General features: G+C 35.9%; 15 protein-coding genes. 9 read left to right on the plus strand and 6 right to left on the minus strand.

All coding sequences use genetic code 11. The annotated features are described in order from the left end of the window. Positions 1 to 157: 157 nt before the first annotated feature. Positions 158 to 790, minus strand: coding sequence for an N-acetylmuramoyl-L-alanine amidase family protein (locus MKO06_RS11705; RefSeq protein WP_241551335.1), 633 nt, complete (start codon positions 788 to 790; stop codon positions 158 to 160). Between the two features lie 189 nt (positions 791 to 979). Here MKO06_RS11705 and MKO06_RS11710 point away from each other — a divergent pair, with 189 nt between their 5' ends. Genes MKO06_RS11710 through MKO06_RS11750 form a run of 9 tightly spaced genes read left to right on the plus strand, consistent with a single transcriptional unit; the run spans position 980 to position 8,206 of the window. Beyond that, positions 980 to 1,267 (plus strand): hypothetical protein, encoded by a 288-nt coding sequence (locus MKO06_RS11710; protein ID WP_241551336.1) that lies wholly within the window; start codon positions 980 to 982, stop codon positions 1,265 to 1,267. Positions 1,268 to 1,297: 30 nt separating this feature from the next. Then, the gene (locus MKO06_RS11715; protein WP_241551337.1) at positions 1,298 to 1,582 is read left to right on the plus strand and encodes a hypothetical protein; all 285 of its coding nucleotides are present in this window, start codon (positions 1,298 to 1,300) and stop codon (positions 1,580 to 1,582) included. Further along, positions 1,569 to 3,971 carry a TraG family conjugative transposon ATPase gene (locus MKO06_RS11720; protein ID WP_241551338.1) on the plus strand — a complete coding sequence of 801 codons (2,403 nt, stop codon included), beginning with the start codon at positions 1,569 to 1,571 and terminating at the stop codon, positions 3,969 to 3,971. The genes MKO06_RS11715 and MKO06_RS11720 overlap by 14 nt, the downstream gene beginning before the upstream one ends. Before the next feature lie 4 nt (positions 3,972 to 3,975). Then, positions 3,976 to 4,557, plus strand: coding sequence for a conjugal transfer protein (locus MKO06_RS11725; protein ID WP_241551339.1), 582 nt, complete (start codon positions 3,976 to 3,978; stop codon positions 4,555 to 4,557). A 9-nt stretch (positions 4,558 to 4,566) separates the two neighbouring features. Further along, positions 4,567 to 5,403, plus strand: a complete 837-nt coding sequence (locus tag MKO06_RS11730; RefSeq protein ID WP_241551340.1) for a hypothetical protein — start codon at positions 4,567 to 4,569, stop codon at positions 5,401 to 5,403. A gap of 20 nt (positions 5,404 to 5,423) precedes the next feature. Beyond that, the gene (locus tag MKO06_RS11735; RefSeq protein ID WP_241551341.1) at positions 5,424 to 6,038 is read left to right on the plus strand and encodes a conjugal transfer protein TraK; all 615 of its coding nucleotides are present in this window, start codon (positions 5,424 to 5,426) and stop codon (positions 6,036 to 6,038) included. Beyond that, complete coding sequence (gene traM, locus MKO06_RS11740) at positions 6,028 to 6,963, plus strand: conjugative transposon protein TraM (protein WP_241551342.1); 936 nt, start codon at positions 6,028 to 6,030, stop codon at positions 6,961 to 6,963. The genes MKO06_RS11735 and traM overlap by 11 nt, the downstream gene beginning before the upstream one ends. 14 nt (positions 6,964 to 6,977) lie before the next feature. Beyond that, entirely contained in the window at positions 6,978 to 7,838 is an 861-nt protein-coding gene (locus MKO06_RS11745) for a DUF4138 domain-containing protein (RefSeq protein ID WP_241551343.1), read from the plus strand. An 8-nt stretch (positions 7,839 to 7,846) separates the two neighbouring features. Continuing rightward, entirely contained in the window at positions 7,847 to 8,206 is a 360-nt protein-coding gene (locus tag MKO06_RS11750; RefSeq protein ID WP_241551344.1) for a hypothetical protein, read from the plus strand. A gap of 4 nt (positions 8,207 to 8,210) precedes the next feature. Here MKO06_RS11750 and MKO06_RS11755 read toward each other — a convergent pair whose 3' ends face one another. The 5 genes from MKO06_RS11755 to MKO06_RS11775 all read right to left on the minus strand — a co-directional run bounded on the left by MKO06_RS11755 (position 8,211) and on the right by MKO06_RS11775 (position 16,620). Further along, positions 8,211 to 8,999, minus strand: a complete 789-nt coding sequence (locus MKO06_RS11755) for a nucleotidyl transferase AbiEii/AbiGii toxin family protein (protein WP_241551345.1) — start codon at positions 8,997 to 8,999, stop codon at positions 8,211 to 8,213. Beyond that, complete coding sequence (locus tag MKO06_RS11760) at positions 8,996 to 9,787, minus strand: type IV toxin-antitoxin system AbiEi family antitoxin domain-containing protein (RefSeq protein ID WP_241551346.1); 792 nt, start codon at positions 9,785 to 9,787, stop codon at positions 8,996 to 8,998. The genes MKO06_RS11755 and MKO06_RS11760 overlap by 4 nt, the downstream gene beginning before the upstream one ends. Positions 9,788 to 9,944: 157 nt before the next feature. Next, a complete protein-coding gene (locus MKO06_RS11765; RefSeq protein WP_241551347.1) occupies positions 9,945 to 11,969 on the minus strand; it encodes a hypothetical protein in 2,025 nt (674 codons plus the stop codon). Between the two features lie 169 nt (positions 11,970 to 12,138). Then, positions 12,139 to 12,909: a DUF1883 domain-containing protein gene (locus MKO06_RS11770; protein WP_241551348.1), complete on the minus strand. Its 771-nt coding sequence runs from the start codon at positions 12,907 to 12,909 to the stop codon at positions 12,139 to 12,141. A gap of 87 nt (positions 12,910 to 12,996) precedes the next feature. After that, a complete protein-coding gene (locus MKO06_RS11775; protein ID WP_241551349.1) occupies positions 12,997 to 16,620 on the minus strand; it encodes a DUF7149 domain-containing protein in 3,624 nt (1,207 codons plus the stop codon). Positions 16,621 to 16,767: the final 147 nt, after the last annotated feature.

The raw sequence follows: 16,767 nt of genomic DNA on the forward strand, positions 1-16,767 counted from the left end.
GCAATATAATATTATTCCACAGCATTTTCTCATTTGCTGAAATTTATTTAAAACCTGTTTCTGAATCTATTTAAAAGCCCCTGGAATTCCTTCCATATAATTCTCAAAATTGATTGTAGAATAGATAAAGTTTGAGCCTCATTTCTTTCATAATTCTCTAAATATTAATTAACCTTTCGAAAAATAATATTGCTAAAGCTTCATAAGGTTTAGAAGTCTTGTAGTAAACCGCCTCATCCCAATTACTCAAAAACCCCAATTCCAAAAGAACCGAAGGCATAAAACCCGCTGTTTCTCGAAGCACCTGAAAATTCGAAAACTTCACTCCCCTACTCTCAAAACCCAACTTCTTATTCAGTTCATCTTGAATTAGAAACGCAAGCCAGGTAGCCTCATCTGAATACTTAGATTTAGAATTAGCTACATAAACTTCAATTCCCCTTGCATCTGGATTATCAGAATGGTTACAGTGCAGCGAAATAAATAGATCTGCCTTTACAGCTTTTGCCAATTTGGTTCTATCGGACAATGAAATCAGGGTATCACTATACCGAGTCAAATAAATATCAAACGGAACTTCCAAATTCTCATTAAGCCTCAAAATTTCATTTGCAATATTCAACACCACATCCTTTTCCTGAACACCATTTATTCCAACGGCACCTGAATCTTTTCCGCCGTGTCCCGGATCAATAACTATTATTTTTTGATCTGGTCTTCCCTGTCCGAAAATGAGACACATTTTCAAGAGCAAAATCACAAAACTGACGTTTTTAAGGGCTTTTTTCATTTTCAGTTTTCGGGTTATTAACAACTTACCTATTAAAATTCATAGAATTTGATGTCAAATAGCAGTATCGGAATTCAAACTAAACTAATTAATATTTTATTCACAAATAACTGATTTGCAGATATTTAAAGTTAAATATATGTAATTTTCCTTGAACGAAAACAACACAAAAATCTAAACTGTTCCGTTATGAAAAAATCAATTTATTTGGCAACTTTTGTTTCACTGCTCACAACATCCCTTTTTGCCCAAATTGGGGGAATTGAAGATTCCGTTAATGATGTTTCCGATACCATCAGGACCATCTTCCCTATTATCCTTGGGGTTATTTTCCTAATTGGATTTCTTTTTAATGCCGGACATTTCTTTGGCGAAAATTCCGATCTCAAAAAAGGGATTACCCGTGTGCTGGTCTTTGTACTCATTGCGGGAGCGGTAGTCGGCATCTTTACCTATCTAATCACCATTGTTGTGTAAGCCCCTAAGATGCTTTTAAAACTATGCTTTATGAAAAAATTCGAGGTTTACAGAAATATGAGAAAAACGGCGATCATTTTTGGATTGCCTTTGTCCCTGTTTGCAATGATGATGATTTCCATAGTGGCTTCACTCCTGGTGATTATCTTCTCCTTCAGCTTTGGCATTATCATAGGAGTCTTAAGCTTCAATTCTGCTCTTTATATCGCTTTAACGAGGATAACAAACAATCCGCAACTCTTCCAACTGGAAGGTTCCTTCCCTAACATTATCAGCAACCGAAAAAATTCAGGATTATATTATGAAAAGGATTAACCTATCAACATACCGGCCTATCGCGGATGTGCAGGATAATATCATTTTTGCCAACAATGGCAATGTGGTCCTGTGCTATGAAGTGATCATGCCTGAAATATATTCCCTATCCGAAAAAGATTTTGAGGATATCCATGGTACTTGGTTTCAGGCGTTGAAATCGCTTCCAGTTGGCACGGTCGTTCACAAGCAGGACATCTATATAAAGAAGAAGTATTCTTCGGATAAATTGTCGAATCAAACTTTTTTGGAAAAGGCTACCCATGATCATTTTAAAGGAAGGGAATATATGCAGCATCGTTGTTTCTTATTCTTTATCCTAACCAAAAACAAGGCTCTTAATAATCCAAAATATGTCAATCCGTTTCGCAATATCTCAAAGGCGGTTGTCAGGGAACTGGATGATAGCGTAAACAGTTTTATCGGTGCCGTCAGCGATTCTGTTTCCTTTATCAATAACAGCCGTAAAATAGAACTCGTTCCGCTTAAAGCGGAAGAGATAGAGAACCTGACCAACGGCTATTTCAATGGCTTTAATGAAGGCTTTGATACCGATATCTTACTGGACAAAAAGAACGTCAATATAGGAGAAAACTATTTTGACGCGCTGGCCATTAACAGTGAACTGTGCTTTGGTGAAAGCGTACAAAGTAGTAAGACCAATGAGAAATTTACTTCAGACGATTTTGTATTTCACCAGGGCTTTATTGATGGATTAGGGCTTACCCTGACTGAAAACCATATCGTCAACCAGATTTTATACCTGGATGATAAACATAAGTGGCGTAAGCTGTTGGATAAAAAGGTTGAAGAATTAAAAAAGAGTTCCAATTTTGGTTCTCAAAACAAAGTGGTGCTAGGTAAAATCCAGCATATCCTGGATCAGATTAATGCCGATGACAACGCTCGCATAATACGTGGTCATTTAAACATTATATATTGGGATCGTGAAGCTAAAAATCTGGATAGGATTGCTTCAAAGATTAAAACCGAATTCAAAGAACTGGATATCCTCCCCTACTACCCCAGAGGTGAGGAACGTAAAAATTACATACTAAACAGTTATTGCTGCTTTTCTTCCAACTTTTCCAACGAAGATCTATATGTAACCGACTTAAAACATGCCTTATGCCTGTTTATTAATAACACGAATTATAAGTCTGATGCTACCGGTATCATCTTTAATGACCGGGAACATAATATCCCCGTGCTCAAAGATGTCTGGGACGAGAAAAAGAAACGGATCAAGGCACGAAATTTTGCCATTTTTGCCCCTACAGGCGAAGGCAAGTCTTTTTTGGCCAACAATATCCTGCGGCAATATTTTGAAAACGGTGTACGCCTGGTCATTATCGATTTGGGAGGTTCCTACACCAAATTCGCTAAACTATATCCTGGAAAATATACGGTGCTTCGCTACGAGAGCGGAAAAAATTTAGGAATCAATCCGTTTTATATCGATAACCAGGATGATCTAACACCGGATCGTATGGAAGATTTATCGGTATTTCTGTTTGAATTGTTCGCCTCTGATTTGAAGGTAACCAAGGCACAATCGGTTTCTATCAAAAAGATATTACGCCACTATTATGAATCCACTCCTGAGAACCATTCTCTGGATGGCTTTTATCATTTTATCGAAAGCAATCAAAAAGATCTGCTTAGTAAGCTTAAAATCCATCCCGACTACTTCAATATTACCAACTTCCTGCACATAATGTCGGAGTATGTTCGCGATGGTCTATATAGTTTCCTTTTTGAAGTGAGCGAAGACCAGACCTATAAAATTGAGGACAAACGCCTGATCGTTTTTGAACTGGATGAAGTAAAGGATAACAAGGAAATCCTTTCGGTGATGCTGAAGCTGATCAAATCTGCCATTCAAAGAACAATATGGAAAAACCGTTCGGAAAAAGGTATCATCCTATTTGATGAGTTTGCCAAGCAACTGAAATTTGAAAACGTATTGGAAAGCGTGGAATTCTATTACCAGGCGATCCGTAAACAGAATGGTGCTATAGGGATCATTTTACAATCCATTAACCAGCTTCCAAACAATTCCACTTCAGCGAGTATCTTGGAGAATACACAGGTGATTTACAGCCTTCATAATGAAAAAGGATATGAGGAGCTGGTCAGGCGATTAAACCTCTCCAAACACGATCTCAACCAGTTAAAGTCTATTAAGAACAATCTTACCGGACCCAGAAAATACACGGAAATGTTTATCAAGATCGGAAAGCAAAGCAACATCTTCCGTCTCGAAGTTCCCAAAGAAGTTTATGCAGCTTACCTAACAGATGGAACAGAAAACGACGCCATAATGAAGCTTTATGACCAACATAAATCTATGGAACAAGCAATAATTGAATTCACCTCTAAAATTTAAAACTATGCAAAACAACATCAGAATTTTAGTAATGGCAATAGCTTTTGCCCTATTAATGCCTGGCCGTGCTACGGCCCAGGGGATGCCGGTTTATGACAACACCAATTTTATTAGCCTGGCCAAGTCACTAATCGAATCGGCAAAACAAACCTCGCAACTGCTTAAAACGGTTGAATTCCTCAAACAGCAAAAAGAGAATCTGGTAAAAGTAAATAACGTGGTCAAGCAACTAAAAGCGGTTCGGGAAATTGCGGCCAACAATGAGCGACTTTTTGATGTGGTACGCGATGACCTTAGGGAAATCCTGAATTCTCCATATATCAAACCTGAGGAGGTTACGCGTATTTCAGATTCTTTCAATGCCATTATAGAAAATTCCCTGGACGATCTGGACTTTATAGAGCAGATTTTATCCAGCGATTACCTAAAAATGACCGATGCGGAACGCGCGGCCATTTTAAAGGAAAAAGAACTTCAATCCAAAGAGATGGTTTCAGAAATCCAACTGAAAACCCAGCGCTACCGAGACATCATTTCCTTTCGGGAAATGCAGGATAAAATCAATAACCGGGAAACAGACTATTAAATAAAGGTTATGGGTATTTTTTTAGGAATAGGATTGGAATATGTAGATGCTGTTTTTCAGGTTATTAAAAACAGTGACTTTTCGCAATACACTATTGCAGGGATGAAAATCCTTGCCGTGCTTTTTTTTCTGGTGAATATTTTAAAAAAATACAACGAAGGAATTGCCGATAAGGAAGGCTATACTTGGGGGCTTAGCCCGGAAGAACTGGCAAAGAATTTTGCGGTGGTATTGTTGGTCATATTTTCAACGCAGGTACTTGGCTTTTTTGATAGTATCCTGGTGGCCATAGAATCCCAGTACAAGGACACGGCTCCCGCCCTTATACCGCTTCAGCTTCAAGATATTGATTTGGAAACCGATGTGGGTCCATTGGAAGTTGCGACCAAAGCAATGTCCCTTCTTTATGATGCACTGGTAACTCCATTATATCCGGTAAAGGTGATCTCTTTTGTGATTGGTTTGTTCCTTTGGGTATTGGATCTTTTCATTTATCCGCTCTTTTTAGCTGAACGTTACTTTTTGCTCGGGATCATGCAGGCATTCTTTCCCCTGATTATTAGCCTGGCCGTATTTGAAAAATTCAGGGAGATGGCCTACAATTTTTTTAAACTGTATGCTGCGGTTTATATGCTGGTACCTGCATTCTTTCTGGTCAACGTTTTTGTAAACAACCTTTATGCGGAAATCAATACGAATTTCTGGGCAAATCTATTAGGGAACTCTACCGATAATAATATAATCAAAATCATTGTGGAAGCAGGATCTATCGGCTTTATCGTTTTTTTAAAATTTAAGCTTTATCGACGTGCTACTTCATTCACATTTAAACTTTTCACTTCTTAATTCATATAAACTAAAATAATATGAGAACAGCTTATAGAAATATCTATTCCGTCCTAAAACTCAATCGGTTTATAGTAATGATGGTTGTACTTCTTGCCCTGGGATCAAGTGGGTTCTCGGGATTGATGGTGTATGACATATATCGAAAATCCATGAACAATGCATTCGCCATCAATACTGATGGATCAGTTATTCCCCTGAAATGGGTTGCCCAAAAGGAAAATCTGAAAGTTGAAGTCCTCGCCCATCTGGAACTCTTCCATACCTACTTCTATAATATAGATGCCAGCAATTATGAAAAGAACTTAGAAAAAGCATTATGGCTGGGCAATAGCTCGGTGGACAACCTTTATCGGCAAAAGAAGGCCGATGGGGTCTATAACCGGTTGATACAATATTCCCTGGTCCAAAAAGTGCTGAGTATTGAATCAGAACTGGATTTGTCGAATGAGCCTTATCAATTCAGAACCTCTACTATTTTTGAAATCAACCGGGGTACGATCACAGATACTTATGAACTGATTTCCACCGGAAACTTACTCGTTGTGGATCGCAATTATCCTAATAATACACACGGACTTCTCATTACGAATTATTTTGAAAACTCCCTTAAAAAACTCAAAAATGAAAATTGAAAAAAGTAAAATCGTATTTGCTTCGGTACTAGCCGTAGTGGTCCTATTCATTGTGGCATATTCCTTTACAATAATGTCTGATAATGATAATGATAATGAAAAGGATAACCTAAGACAAACCACCGTTCCTGAAATTGGCAAAGAGCAGGAAGAATATTCTTCAAAACTGGATGCTATCAATGCCTTAAAAGAAGTGAAGGAAACCAATGCTCCCAGCATCTATGATGAAAGCTTGATAGACTCAGCCGGCTTTTACGATCCAGATTTGATAGATAAAGAAAAACAGCGCATTGTAGATAGCATTTACAATTCCGGGCGCATCCGGTATTCGGAAAATCCATATCGGGGTGAAGCTTCAGCAATCATCCAAAAAAACAAAGCCGAAATTGATTCCATTTTACCCAAAGTGTCTACGGTAACTTCTTCTAAAGAAATAGGTTTGGAACACCAGCTCTTTTTCAGTTCAAACCCCTCCGAAAATTCAGAGCTGGGTTCATCAGATACCGATAACATGATCTACGCTGAAGTTGATGGAACACAGGTGGTTAAACAAAATTACAGGTTACGCATGCGCCTGAGTGAGGATGCCAGAATAAATGGGATGCTCGTCCCTAAAAATACCCCCGTTTTTGGGTTTATAAGCTTTCAGCCAAACAGGGCCTTGATAGACATTGAGAATATCAACCACAAACCGGTAAAACTCAAGGCATACGATCTTCAGGATGGCAGCGAAGGGATCTATGTGGAAAACAGTTTAAGAGCCGATGCTACCCAGGAAGTTATAGATGACCTTGTACAGGACATTAATATTACCGGGGTACCACAAGTAAGCGGTATCAAAAAAGTATTTCAACGCGATAACCGGAACATCAAGGTGACGGTAACCAATACCTATAAACTCATTTTAAAAGCCCCAGGGTATTAATTCACATTATTATTATGAAAAATCTAATCATTATTTTAAGCATACTGAGTGCTGTTCCTTTCGGAAATCTGAATGCTCAGAAGAACTTATCAAGGCTTTCTAAAACCATTATTTTGGATACAATCTATGCCAACGACACAAAGAATGTCGCCCTGTTTTTTCCTGATCCCATTAAACAGGGAGTAACCGGTTCAGAAAATTTTGTATTTACCTATAATAGAGAAAAGGAACAATATTTTGGATTATTGCAGGCCACACCGGGAGAAGACAGTAATTTACTCATTATCAATACAAATGGTTCTGTTTTTTCGTATATTGTAAGGTACAAACAGCAACTGAACAAACTAAATTATTTCGTTTCCAGGACCCAAAGTATTGGGAATGAAAAACCTGTTTTAAAAGAAAGTAAGCCAAAAGACAGTTTTGGAAATCAAACCGAAAAAAGCGATTTATATTATAATAGGTTTAGTGAATTTCTTCTTGACAGAAATCAGAAGATTGGCAGGATAAAAAAGCGTGCTAATGGAATTGTCTTAAGTGTAGAAAATATAGTATTTGATAGGTCAGCACTGTATTTCGTTATTGAAATCGAAAATACCTCTTCTCTGGATTATGATCTTAATTTTCTAAAATTTTATATAGAAACAAAGAAACAGGGGAAAAGAAAATCAATTCAAAAATTGGAAAAACAGCCAGTCCATACACATCAGGTACCATTAAAAGTTTTAGAAAATGAAACGAGAAGAATTGTCTTTGTACTTCCCAAGTTTTCTTTGGGAGATGATAAAAAATTAGTGGTTGAACTCAATGAACAAACCGGGGAACGGAGTTTAAAACTAAATGTAAAAACACGGTTTATCAACAACCCTAATTAAACATCCTTATGAAGAAGTTATTATTTTTTTCGATGATCTGTGCTATTAGTTGTGGAGATAGTCCAAAATCACCTGAAGAAACGGCCAGGCTTGTAGTAGAAAGTTTTTACAATCGCGATAATGCCGAGTTAAAAAAATATACAACCCCTGGCATCTATCAATCCTATATTTCCGTACAGGATCAATTTACCAATGTTAAAGCCGAAGAATCTAATTTCTCAGTAGTTAGAGATACTGTCTATGGCGATACTGCCTGGGTAAAGTTCAATTCTGCTTATGCTGACAGGCCAGAAACCTTTAAGCTAATTAGAAAAGAAGGTATGTGGAAAGTAACTGAAACCGGTTTACGGGAGCGCAGTCCTTTCTAGTAGATCACATTCTTGAAATAATATTTTCCTTTAACCATTGGAAAGCTGCTTTCTGGTCATAGGTTATTTCCGGTCTTATCAAGCCTTCCATATCTCCGGTAAAGCCCGGATCATTTTCTTTGGCTTCGATATTTTGAAGGAACTCTTTTTGCGAAGGCACTTTTCCAACCGAAAATTCCATATAAGCATTAAAACATTTGATTATTTCATCTAAATCAAGTTCCATATTTCTTCTTGAATAATCCAAATCGAAGAGATCCCTTCCTTTACTGCGCTGATACAATGCCCTTAGTTTTGTACCTAAAAGTTCATTAATGCTATAGGTAGTTATGGCGACGTTTCCTTTAAACCAGGGGTTATCAATTTCAAATGGAAAATCGACCCATTCCAGTACATTAAAATGCTCCTTGCAATTGATCTCCAGTTTGAGCCGGCGACGTTCTTCTTCATATTCTGAAGTAAATCGATATAAAGCCTTTGCACCGTGTCCTCTTATTTGTGTGCTCCTTTCTTCTTCAAAAAAGGTGATCACCTCCCCTATTCGCTTCATAATAGGTTTGATAGGGCCTTCTTTAATTTGTACCAGGTCTATATCTTCGGAATATCTTGGAGCCGGGTCCAGATATAATTTATGTAAGGCTGTACCACCTCTAAAAGCTAAATTATCCCGCAGAAAATCATCAGAAAAAATTTCTACCAGGGCCCGGCTAATAATCAAATCCTGTTCTACCTGTGCAAATTCTTTCCATGGAGCGTGTTCCTGCCATTGGGCTATATAAGGTTTTGAGATCATATATCACTTTCTAATTGCAGGTTAATATCTACTTTCCATTTGTTGTCAACGGCACCGGGTCTTTGCTCAGTATCGGGTTGTAATAAAACAGGATAAAACTTTTGTTTACTCAGGTGTGCAAAAATAAGATCATCCAGACCATTATTTGCATCTATTTCTGAAATTAAAAAACCTAAACGCTGCAAGGTTGCTTTGTGATCAAACCAGTTTAGCAGATCTTCCAGGTCATTTTGGGTTACTTCTTCCATTAGTTCTTCTATCGTGGAAAGCATCCGGTTGATACCGCCCAGCTTGTTTTGATAACGAACCAGATCTGCCAGGGTAAGCGCCGGACTCGAAATATGATAGATCCCTGCATCTGACTTTTTGGAAATAATATTATTTTTAGGCCAAACGGAAGTCGTTAAAAACCGGATGTCGATAGCTGATTTCTGAATGTCCAGAAGTTTAGGTGTCTGGGACATTACATAATCTCGCTGTGCCTGCTGATGGCTGGCTCCATATACTTTGGCCGCGCTATAAAACCCCAGGTAATATTTGCGTTCTAAATAATCAAACAACTTATGGATATATAGATTGATGGGTAACTTTCCAAAGCTGGAGTATCTTGGCGTGAGGATTAAATAAAAGCCCTGACGAAGATTGATGACCTCACCCTTTTCAATTAAACGGTCAAGTTCTCTTATAAGTGCAGTTTTGCCTTTACCGGTTTCTTTTAAAAGTTCGGCCAGCGAAAAGGAATATTCCTCAACACGTAATAGTTTATTTATATATTCGGATGCAGACATTTTTAGTATTTATTCGATAAATATACCGAAAAAAGGTGTAAAACTAAAATAAATACTATTATTCAGGATAGTTCATAAAATTAGAATTTGAAATATTGCTAATTACAATTTTTCAACAATACCGATTATTTACGTTGAATCATCTTTAACTGTAGTATTAGGCAAATAATTTATCAAAAAAAGGATTATGACGGTTTCTAGAAAACTCTACTAATTTTCTAAAAGTCATCACTTCTATGTGCATATTCGTTTCCGATTCAATTTTGAAATATGTTCCAAACGGTGTAGTTTTCCAGCCCTTGTTTTTATTGTATTTTGCAAGTGGTTCCGGGACTATATCTAAAATTATAAATCCAAATTTTGGGGTTGTTTCCTTAATAATGACCTGATTTCCTTTATAATTTTTCTTGATTGGAGTGTACAGAAAATCATCAAAATAGGGTTCAATTAAATCGGAAAATTCCCATCTATAATCTGTTTTCCTTTTCTGATGTGCTATATCACCAGGGCGTTTAAATTCAAATATTACCATTGAATTAACTTCACCGCTACTTCTGTCACCAAAGCTAATTGGATTATCAAACATTTTGGGAGTGTCTACCATTAGGAGATCAGCTTCCTTGCGACTTTTAAATTGTGAATAAGAAGTAATTGGTTTATCAGACGCAATAAATTTATATGTTATGAAACGTTCATCAAGTAACCAGAGATTATGATTTTCGAAATCTAATTCATTATTTGTGAATCCCATAGGAAATATCAAATTATGAATATCTTCCTCTAATTTATACTGGTTATTTTCATCAGCATCCAAGAATTTATCGAAAAGATCAATTATCGCTCTTCTTCTCATCATATAATCAGCTAAACTGTCTACATCATAAGAAGTTTTCTCCTTGATATCGTCAATTATTTGTTTTATAGCTTCTTCATTAACTGACTTATTTTGTATAAATTTCTCTATGTTTTTCTCAACACTCTTTCTTGCATTATAGGATATACTATAAAGATGTTCTTCAAGTTTATCTTCAGGCAAATTAGGTGGAATCGATTTTAGAATTTTTGGATTCTTAAGGAAGGAATTATATCTCGGAGCCTTTTCTAAAATGTAAGATTGTACTTTTGATAAACTTTTTTCTCTAGCTGCAGTAATATACGAATCGTATTCTTCCTCAATTATTTCAGATACTTTTTGCTCTATTTCTTGAAAAGTTAATATATCCGAATTGTCAAAAAGTAAATTTTCTTTTTCTTTAGGAATTTTAAATCCATTCCTTGTTTTATAGACATTTTGGTTTAAATAATCCGAGACTAAATATATATCAAAAAAATAATTATTACCATTCATTAAGATTGGATGGTTAAAAATATTATTTATATATTTTAAATTTCTTGCATCTCCTACTGTCCTTGAATTAGCGCAATAATAGAGATAATTATTTTTACGATTTCCTTCTTTTAATGTCTTAGTTATATAAAGACGAAACTTTTTGTTATTAAGTTCAAATTCCCTCTCCTTATCTTGAGAAACCTTTGCAAATAAATCATTTATAATTTCTACTTGATCATTTTCCTTTTCCCAAACTTCTATTCTGGGTAATTTTTCATTCAGATAATAAATTAAACAGTGTTGCATAATAGCTTCCGCAATGCGTTCTAATGGAATAGCTGATTTTTCTAGTACAAGTGGATTATTACAATTTTCTAAATCAATTACTGTTTTATAGTTTTTATTTTTTGACTCTTTGAAATCTATCTTATTGACTTCTTTCTGGACTGTAAATGAAAAAACTCTATTAAACCATTTGCCATTTTCTTGATAATTACTATCAACTAAGTATTTCTCGTATGCTGCTAATACTGTAAACCTTCCGACACCCTTACAACCATAATCTTTATTAATTTGTGAAAATGGCGTTTCAAATGATAAGTAATTTTTGGTATTAAAGCCAATACCATTATCTATTATTTTAAATGAATTTATGGTTTTTACATTTTCGAAAGTTGGACTTTGTGGTAATTCTCCTCTGATAATTTGAATTTGAATTTTCTTTTCTCTGTCTGGAAGATCCGACTGTTGTAAGCTTATAATAGAATTTACAATGCATTCCATTAACGGTAATAATACATCCTCTTGAGTTAAATCAACTTGCTCTACAATATTCTTAACGGGAACTTCCATATAATATAAATTTTTCTAAAACATTACAGCCAACTTTCTATGCTATCCCAAGTTGCGGATTAGGGATGTGGACTTGTCAGCTTAACTTTTTTATTTCGTGGTTTCTAAAATTACACTATTTCGACAATACCCGTTATTTGAGATGAACCGACTTGTTATACATAGTTCTTTATCTATTATTTATTACTTCGGCAATTTCTGTCGCAATTTCTTCAACTGTGAATGAAGAAGTATTCCTGGCTAATTTGTCTGCTAAAGATGGACTATAATCAATAACTTCTCTTTTAGTCAGATTGTGCCAAATTGGTAACATTACTTGTTCGTCAGAAACAGATTTCGTTATAATTCCGTCAAGTTCATAATTTGTCCATCCTTTACGAATAAAATCTTTAGATAAGACAACTATTCCAAATCGACTATTTGCTAATCCTTTATCTATTTTTCTTCTTAACGAATCTCCAATTTTCATTTCAAATTCATCGTACCAAACTTTCAGTCCTACTGATTTTAGAGCCAAAGCCAAAGGTCTGACAACTTCGTCTTTATCTTCAGAAGCGTGAGAAATGAAAACATCATATTCTCTAATTTCGTTATCATATTCTGGCGCTTTTTCTCGATTTTGCACTAAAGATGGAACTGTTGAAAGTGAAGGCTGGCGCATCTCAGGTAATGCGCTTGGCATCATTCTTATTGAACTTCTTGTAGTTCCTCTTAGTCCTTGCATATCTACTGTTACATACCAATGTCCAGAATTCGGTATTTGTAAACGAACTGGTGACCTTTTCGCTAAACCTCCAATATAACTATGTCTTCTTCCATTTCGATAACTCTGAAAATTGGATGAATTCATAAGTCGTACATTGGCTGCGCTACCTTGTAATGTTATTTCAACAATATCTCCTTTTTGTTTATTTCCTAAATCGTATTTGGTGAAGTTCATTCTATTCGCAATTTTTTAGACACTATGTACAACTCGTTATATTAATTCTTATTTATTACGTATATAAGCAAAATAAGCCGTACAATACTATTCAACAGCCTTTTCCACAATCTCAATCTCCTCCTCAGTTAAACCATAAAGCTCATAAACAAGCTGGTCAATTTCTGATTCAAAAGATGAAATATTGGCTTCTGGTTTATTCTTTTTAATTTGAATGATATGGTCTACTAATTTTGCAATTTTTGCTTGCTCTTCCATTGAACCCTGAAATACTGGTATTTGAACCAATTGACTTTTTTTAATCTTAGGAAACAAAGATTTGCCATCATGAAATTTAGTTTTCCAAAAGAATTTTAAAGTTTTACTTGTAATCAGCCCAAATACATATTTTAAGTCATAGTCATCATTGACTAAAATGCCATTATAAATAGTATTTAAGGTATAATAGTTATCGAAATCCAGAGTACAAAAAGGTGTTTCACCAATCTGTCTTATAAGTATTTTAGGGTTTTCAAAATACTTAGGATCTCTTTTACGATGTAACCAGCTACCATATTTGATAAATTTTGAATTCCAATTTATTGTGAAAGTGTCAAAATCTTTTCCGTCAATCACCTTCTTACAAGATTCATCGATATAAGAATTCGTAATATACTTTTCTTTAAACATTTTGCTATCACCATGCCCACCAACCTGAATACCAATACAGAAATCTAAAATATCAGAAAGTGGATTCGAGTTTTTTAGTATTGTATTAATAATCTGAACTTCTTCTAAAGAAATATTAGGTTGGATTCTATAGCTATCTTCAGAGCTTAATTCACTTGTTTTAATATTCCGGATCAAGTTGAAGTCCGAATTTAAAACTTGAAACATAGATTTGTTTTTGCTCTTGTCGATTTCTAAAATTACACTTTCAACAAACGCTTCCTCAAATACATTTTCATCTAAAATCACAAAACGACTTAATAACTTTTTAGAAATAAGTTCCTTTCGGAGCAAGGAAGCATTTTCATTTGCCAAAATCGTATTAGGAATGATAAAATTCAATTTAGACGATTGACTAGAAATTTTTAAAGCTCTTTCAAGTATTGCAATATACAGATCGTACTTTCCACTTGATAGGTGAAAATTTTTCTTTATGAACGTTCTGTAATTAACGGGAATATCTTTACCAGGTACATAGGGCGGATTCCCAATCACCACATCAAAGCCTATATAATCCCCATTATCATCCAATACTTCCGGAAACTCAAAGCGCCATTCAAAAGCATTATCGTAAATTTTATTCTCTTCAATTTGCTCCTTTTCAGCTTTTAATTTACCGTATCTCTTTTTCCTACTATTTAAAAGTTTAGTTAATGATTTTGGAATCTTTTCACCCCATTGTTTTTTAATATTAATCTCAGTTTCTACTTCGCTTAAATTTGCTTTTGCACCACCCAATTGTCTTCTAAATGGGGTATCAATATCCTTTCTAAAATCGTTCTTGATATCGTGGATGATCTTTTCCATCTCCCGCTTTTGCTCTTTGTTTTGAGCATTCCGGTAAGTATCCACGGCTACCCGGTAACTATCAATACTCCATTTGCTGTCTTTAAGGGCCTTGCTTAGATCTGCATCCAGGTCAAACCGGCTGATAAGCGAATTTCCGCACTTTATATTAATGTCAATATTCGGTAGCGTCTCTAACTCCGTTTCATTCTTGTAATAAGCGTTCTTGAGCAGCTCGATCCACAATCTTAGTCGGCAGATCTTAATAGAGTTTGGATTTATATCTACCCCAAAAAGACAGTTTTCAATGATCTGTTGCTTTTCATGGAAAAGCGCTTCCTGTATGCGCTGGCTTTCTTTGGTGGTTGGGTTATATTCAAAGAGTTCTCCTTCCTCATCGGTCACAATGAGTTCATCGTTAACCACTTCCACCTGGTATTCTTTAAGTCTTCTGCCCGAGCGATCCTGCAGAATATTAAGGTCATTCTTAATAGCGATCATCTCATTCAGTGCCGAAACCAGAAAATGTCCCGATCCCACTGCGGGATCACATATCTTTAAACTGTTGATTAGCTCATTGGCTTCCTTACGGTCTTCTATGCAATCATAAAGTTCATCCAGATTTTTACAGTCCCAACTCTTAGTTTCATTAAATTTTTGCACCACCGCTTTCCTGATGGTCTCCCGGCACATGTACATAGTAATGAAACCCGGCGTAAAGAAAGAACCGTCTTTATAACCATTGATCTTTTCAAAAATAAGACCCAGCACAGAGGCATTGATAAGGGTTTTGTTATCTTCTTGGATTGTCTCCCCTCCTTCACTGCTAAAGTCGTAGGCGTTGAGAAATTCAAAAAGATATTCCAGCGCATTAATCTCTCCACTGCGCTTTTTTCCTTTTTTATCCTTTAAAACGGTGGCGCTGTAGATTGGTAACTCTTTATCGTCCCGAAGGTTACTGATAAACAAAGTGGAGTGTTCAATATCTGTTGGTTCAAACAATGAACTATTGAGATAAGGCACCTTTTCAAAAAGTGTTTTTACATCATCATTTCTATCATCATACTGCCGTGCCAGCACCTGGAAAAACAAACTATTGAGGTCATCATAATTATGTATCCTGTCCAGGCTAAGGAATTCATAAGACCTGTCGCCTTTATGATAAGTAATTAGTTGTGCTTCGAGCAGTTTCAGGAATAAGATCCTGTTAAGCCAGGTAATACTTAATTCCAATCCTACATTAAACAGCCTTTCCTGATGGGTATCCCCGAAATGTGTAGGATTCTCCAAACGGCTTATCTTGTCTGTACTATCCAGCTGGATGATGGCATTTTCTAAAAAAGAACCGGTGTTTCGATGTCCCTCTTTTTGCCTTTCAATCACCTTCTTGCCGCCCTGTTTTGTTTCAGTAAGGCCTATAATATGAAGTAACTCTCCGTAAAAACGTTTATCCAGGCTATTGCTGTCATTTGTGAATGGCAGTTTCAGCAAATGTTCGGGAGACAATAATTTAAAGAGGGCTATCAGCTTATTATCATCTTTTGGATTGTTGTTCCGCAGCGGTTTTTCGAAGTTCCGGATGTCAAAATGGGTGAATTCCACCTCTTGTTGCATCTGTGCGATAAAAGGTTCAGCTATCTCTTTATAGAAGAAATCGGTCGTTTTCCCGGCCAGTCTTCCCGCCTCAAAATCTATAAACTGACTTACAAGTCGCTTATTCTGAGCGAAAGCTTTATCAAAGAAATTGGCATCGAAAATAAACCACTCATTAATGTTGGTTGCGATCACATATTTCACCTCAAGATTCTTCTGGGAAATACGCTCTCTGAGATAATACAATACCAGTTCCTGAAATGCCTTTACATTGATCTTCTCTTTACTGAGCATTTCTGCCCGATTCGTAGGCTTCTTTGCCTCAATGATAACCCCAACAGTACTTTTAGCTTTATTTCCATTATGGATCACCAGGTCATTACGGCCTTTGGTATTGATAAAATGATTAGGATCGTAATAAGTCTTCTTCAGGAAATCTATTACCAGATTTTTGTGAAATTCTTCAGATTCGGTATCATTGGTCCTGTCCAGTAAATCCTTAAGATTATCTTTAAACCGCTCAATTTGGGAGCGATTGGGTTTTACCTTTAAAAATGCCTTATTAAGTGCCTTTCGGGGCTTAAGTATATTAAAATTATTCGAATCAATTTCCTGTTCGGTCATGCAGAAATGAGGTTAGTATTAATACAGAGAGTTTGTAGGGAAGACTCTCTGAATCGGAAAAATCATATAGTATGAATAACCGATATAAATTTTTAACAATATATAAAGAAGATTCAAAAGTTATGCTTCAGCATTAGAAAACCTTTC

This window comes from Christiangramia oceanisediminis, assembly GCF_022570735.2.
Classification (GTDB): Bacteria; Bacteroidota; Bacteroidia; order Flavobacteriales; family Flavobacteriaceae; genus Christiangramia; species Christiangramia oceanisediminis.

Bases quoted from the DNA above. Each gene is read 5' to 3' on its own strand.
- MKO06_RS11705 (WP_241551335.1), bottom strand. From the start codon at position 790: ATGAAAAAAGCCCTTAAAAACGTCAGTTTTGTGATTTTGCTCTTGAAA.
- MKO06_RS11710 (WP_241551336.1), top strand. From the start codon at position 980: ATGAAAAAATCAATTTATTTGGCAACTTTTGTTTCACTGCTCACAACA.
- MKO06_RS11715 (WP_241551337.1), top strand. From the start codon at position 1,298: ATGAAAAAATTCGAGGTTTACAGAAATATGAGAAAAACGGCGATCATT.
- MKO06_RS11720 (WP_241551338.1), top strand. From the start codon at position 1,569: ATGAAAAGGATTAACCTATCAACATACCGGCCTATCGCGGATGTGCAG.
- MKO06_RS11725 (WP_241551339.1), top strand. From the start codon at position 3,976: ATGCAAAACAACATCAGAATTTTAGTAATGGCAATAGCTTTTGCCCTA.
- MKO06_RS11730 (WP_241551340.1), top strand. From the start codon at position 4,567: ATGGGTATTTTTTTAGGAATAGGATTGGAATATGTAGATGCTGTTTTT.
- MKO06_RS11735 (WP_241551341.1), top strand. From the start codon at position 5,424: ATGAGAACAGCTTATAGAAATATCTATTCCGTCCTAAAACTCAATCGG.
- traM (WP_241551342.1), top strand. From the start codon at position 6,028: ATGAAAATTGAAAAAAGTAAAATCGTATTTGCTTCGGTACTAGCCGTA.
- MKO06_RS11745 (WP_241551343.1), top strand. From the start codon at position 6,978: ATGAAAAATCTAATCATTATTTTAAGCATACTGAGTGCTGTTCCTTTC.
- MKO06_RS11750 (WP_241551344.1), top strand. From the start codon at position 7,847: ATGAAGAAGTTATTATTTTTTTCGATGATCTGTGCTATTAGTTGTGGA.
- MKO06_RS11755 (WP_241551345.1), bottom strand. From the start codon at position 8,999: ATGATCTCAAAACCTTATATAGCCCAATGGCAGGAACACGCTCCATGG.
- MKO06_RS11760 (WP_241551346.1), bottom strand. From the start codon at position 9,787: ATGTCTGCATCCGAATATATAAATAAACTATTACGTGTTGAGGAATAT.
- MKO06_RS11765 (WP_241551347.1), bottom strand. From the start codon at position 11,969: ATGGAAGTTCCCGTTAAGAATATTGTAGAGCAAGTTGATTTAACTCAA.
- MKO06_RS11770 (WP_241551348.1), bottom strand. From the start codon at position 12,909: ATGAACTTCACCAAATACGATTTAGGAAATAAACAAAAAGGAGATATT.
- MKO06_RS11775 (WP_241551349.1), bottom strand. From the start codon at position 16,620: ATGACCGAACAGGAAATTGATTCGAATAATTTTAATATACTTAAGCCC.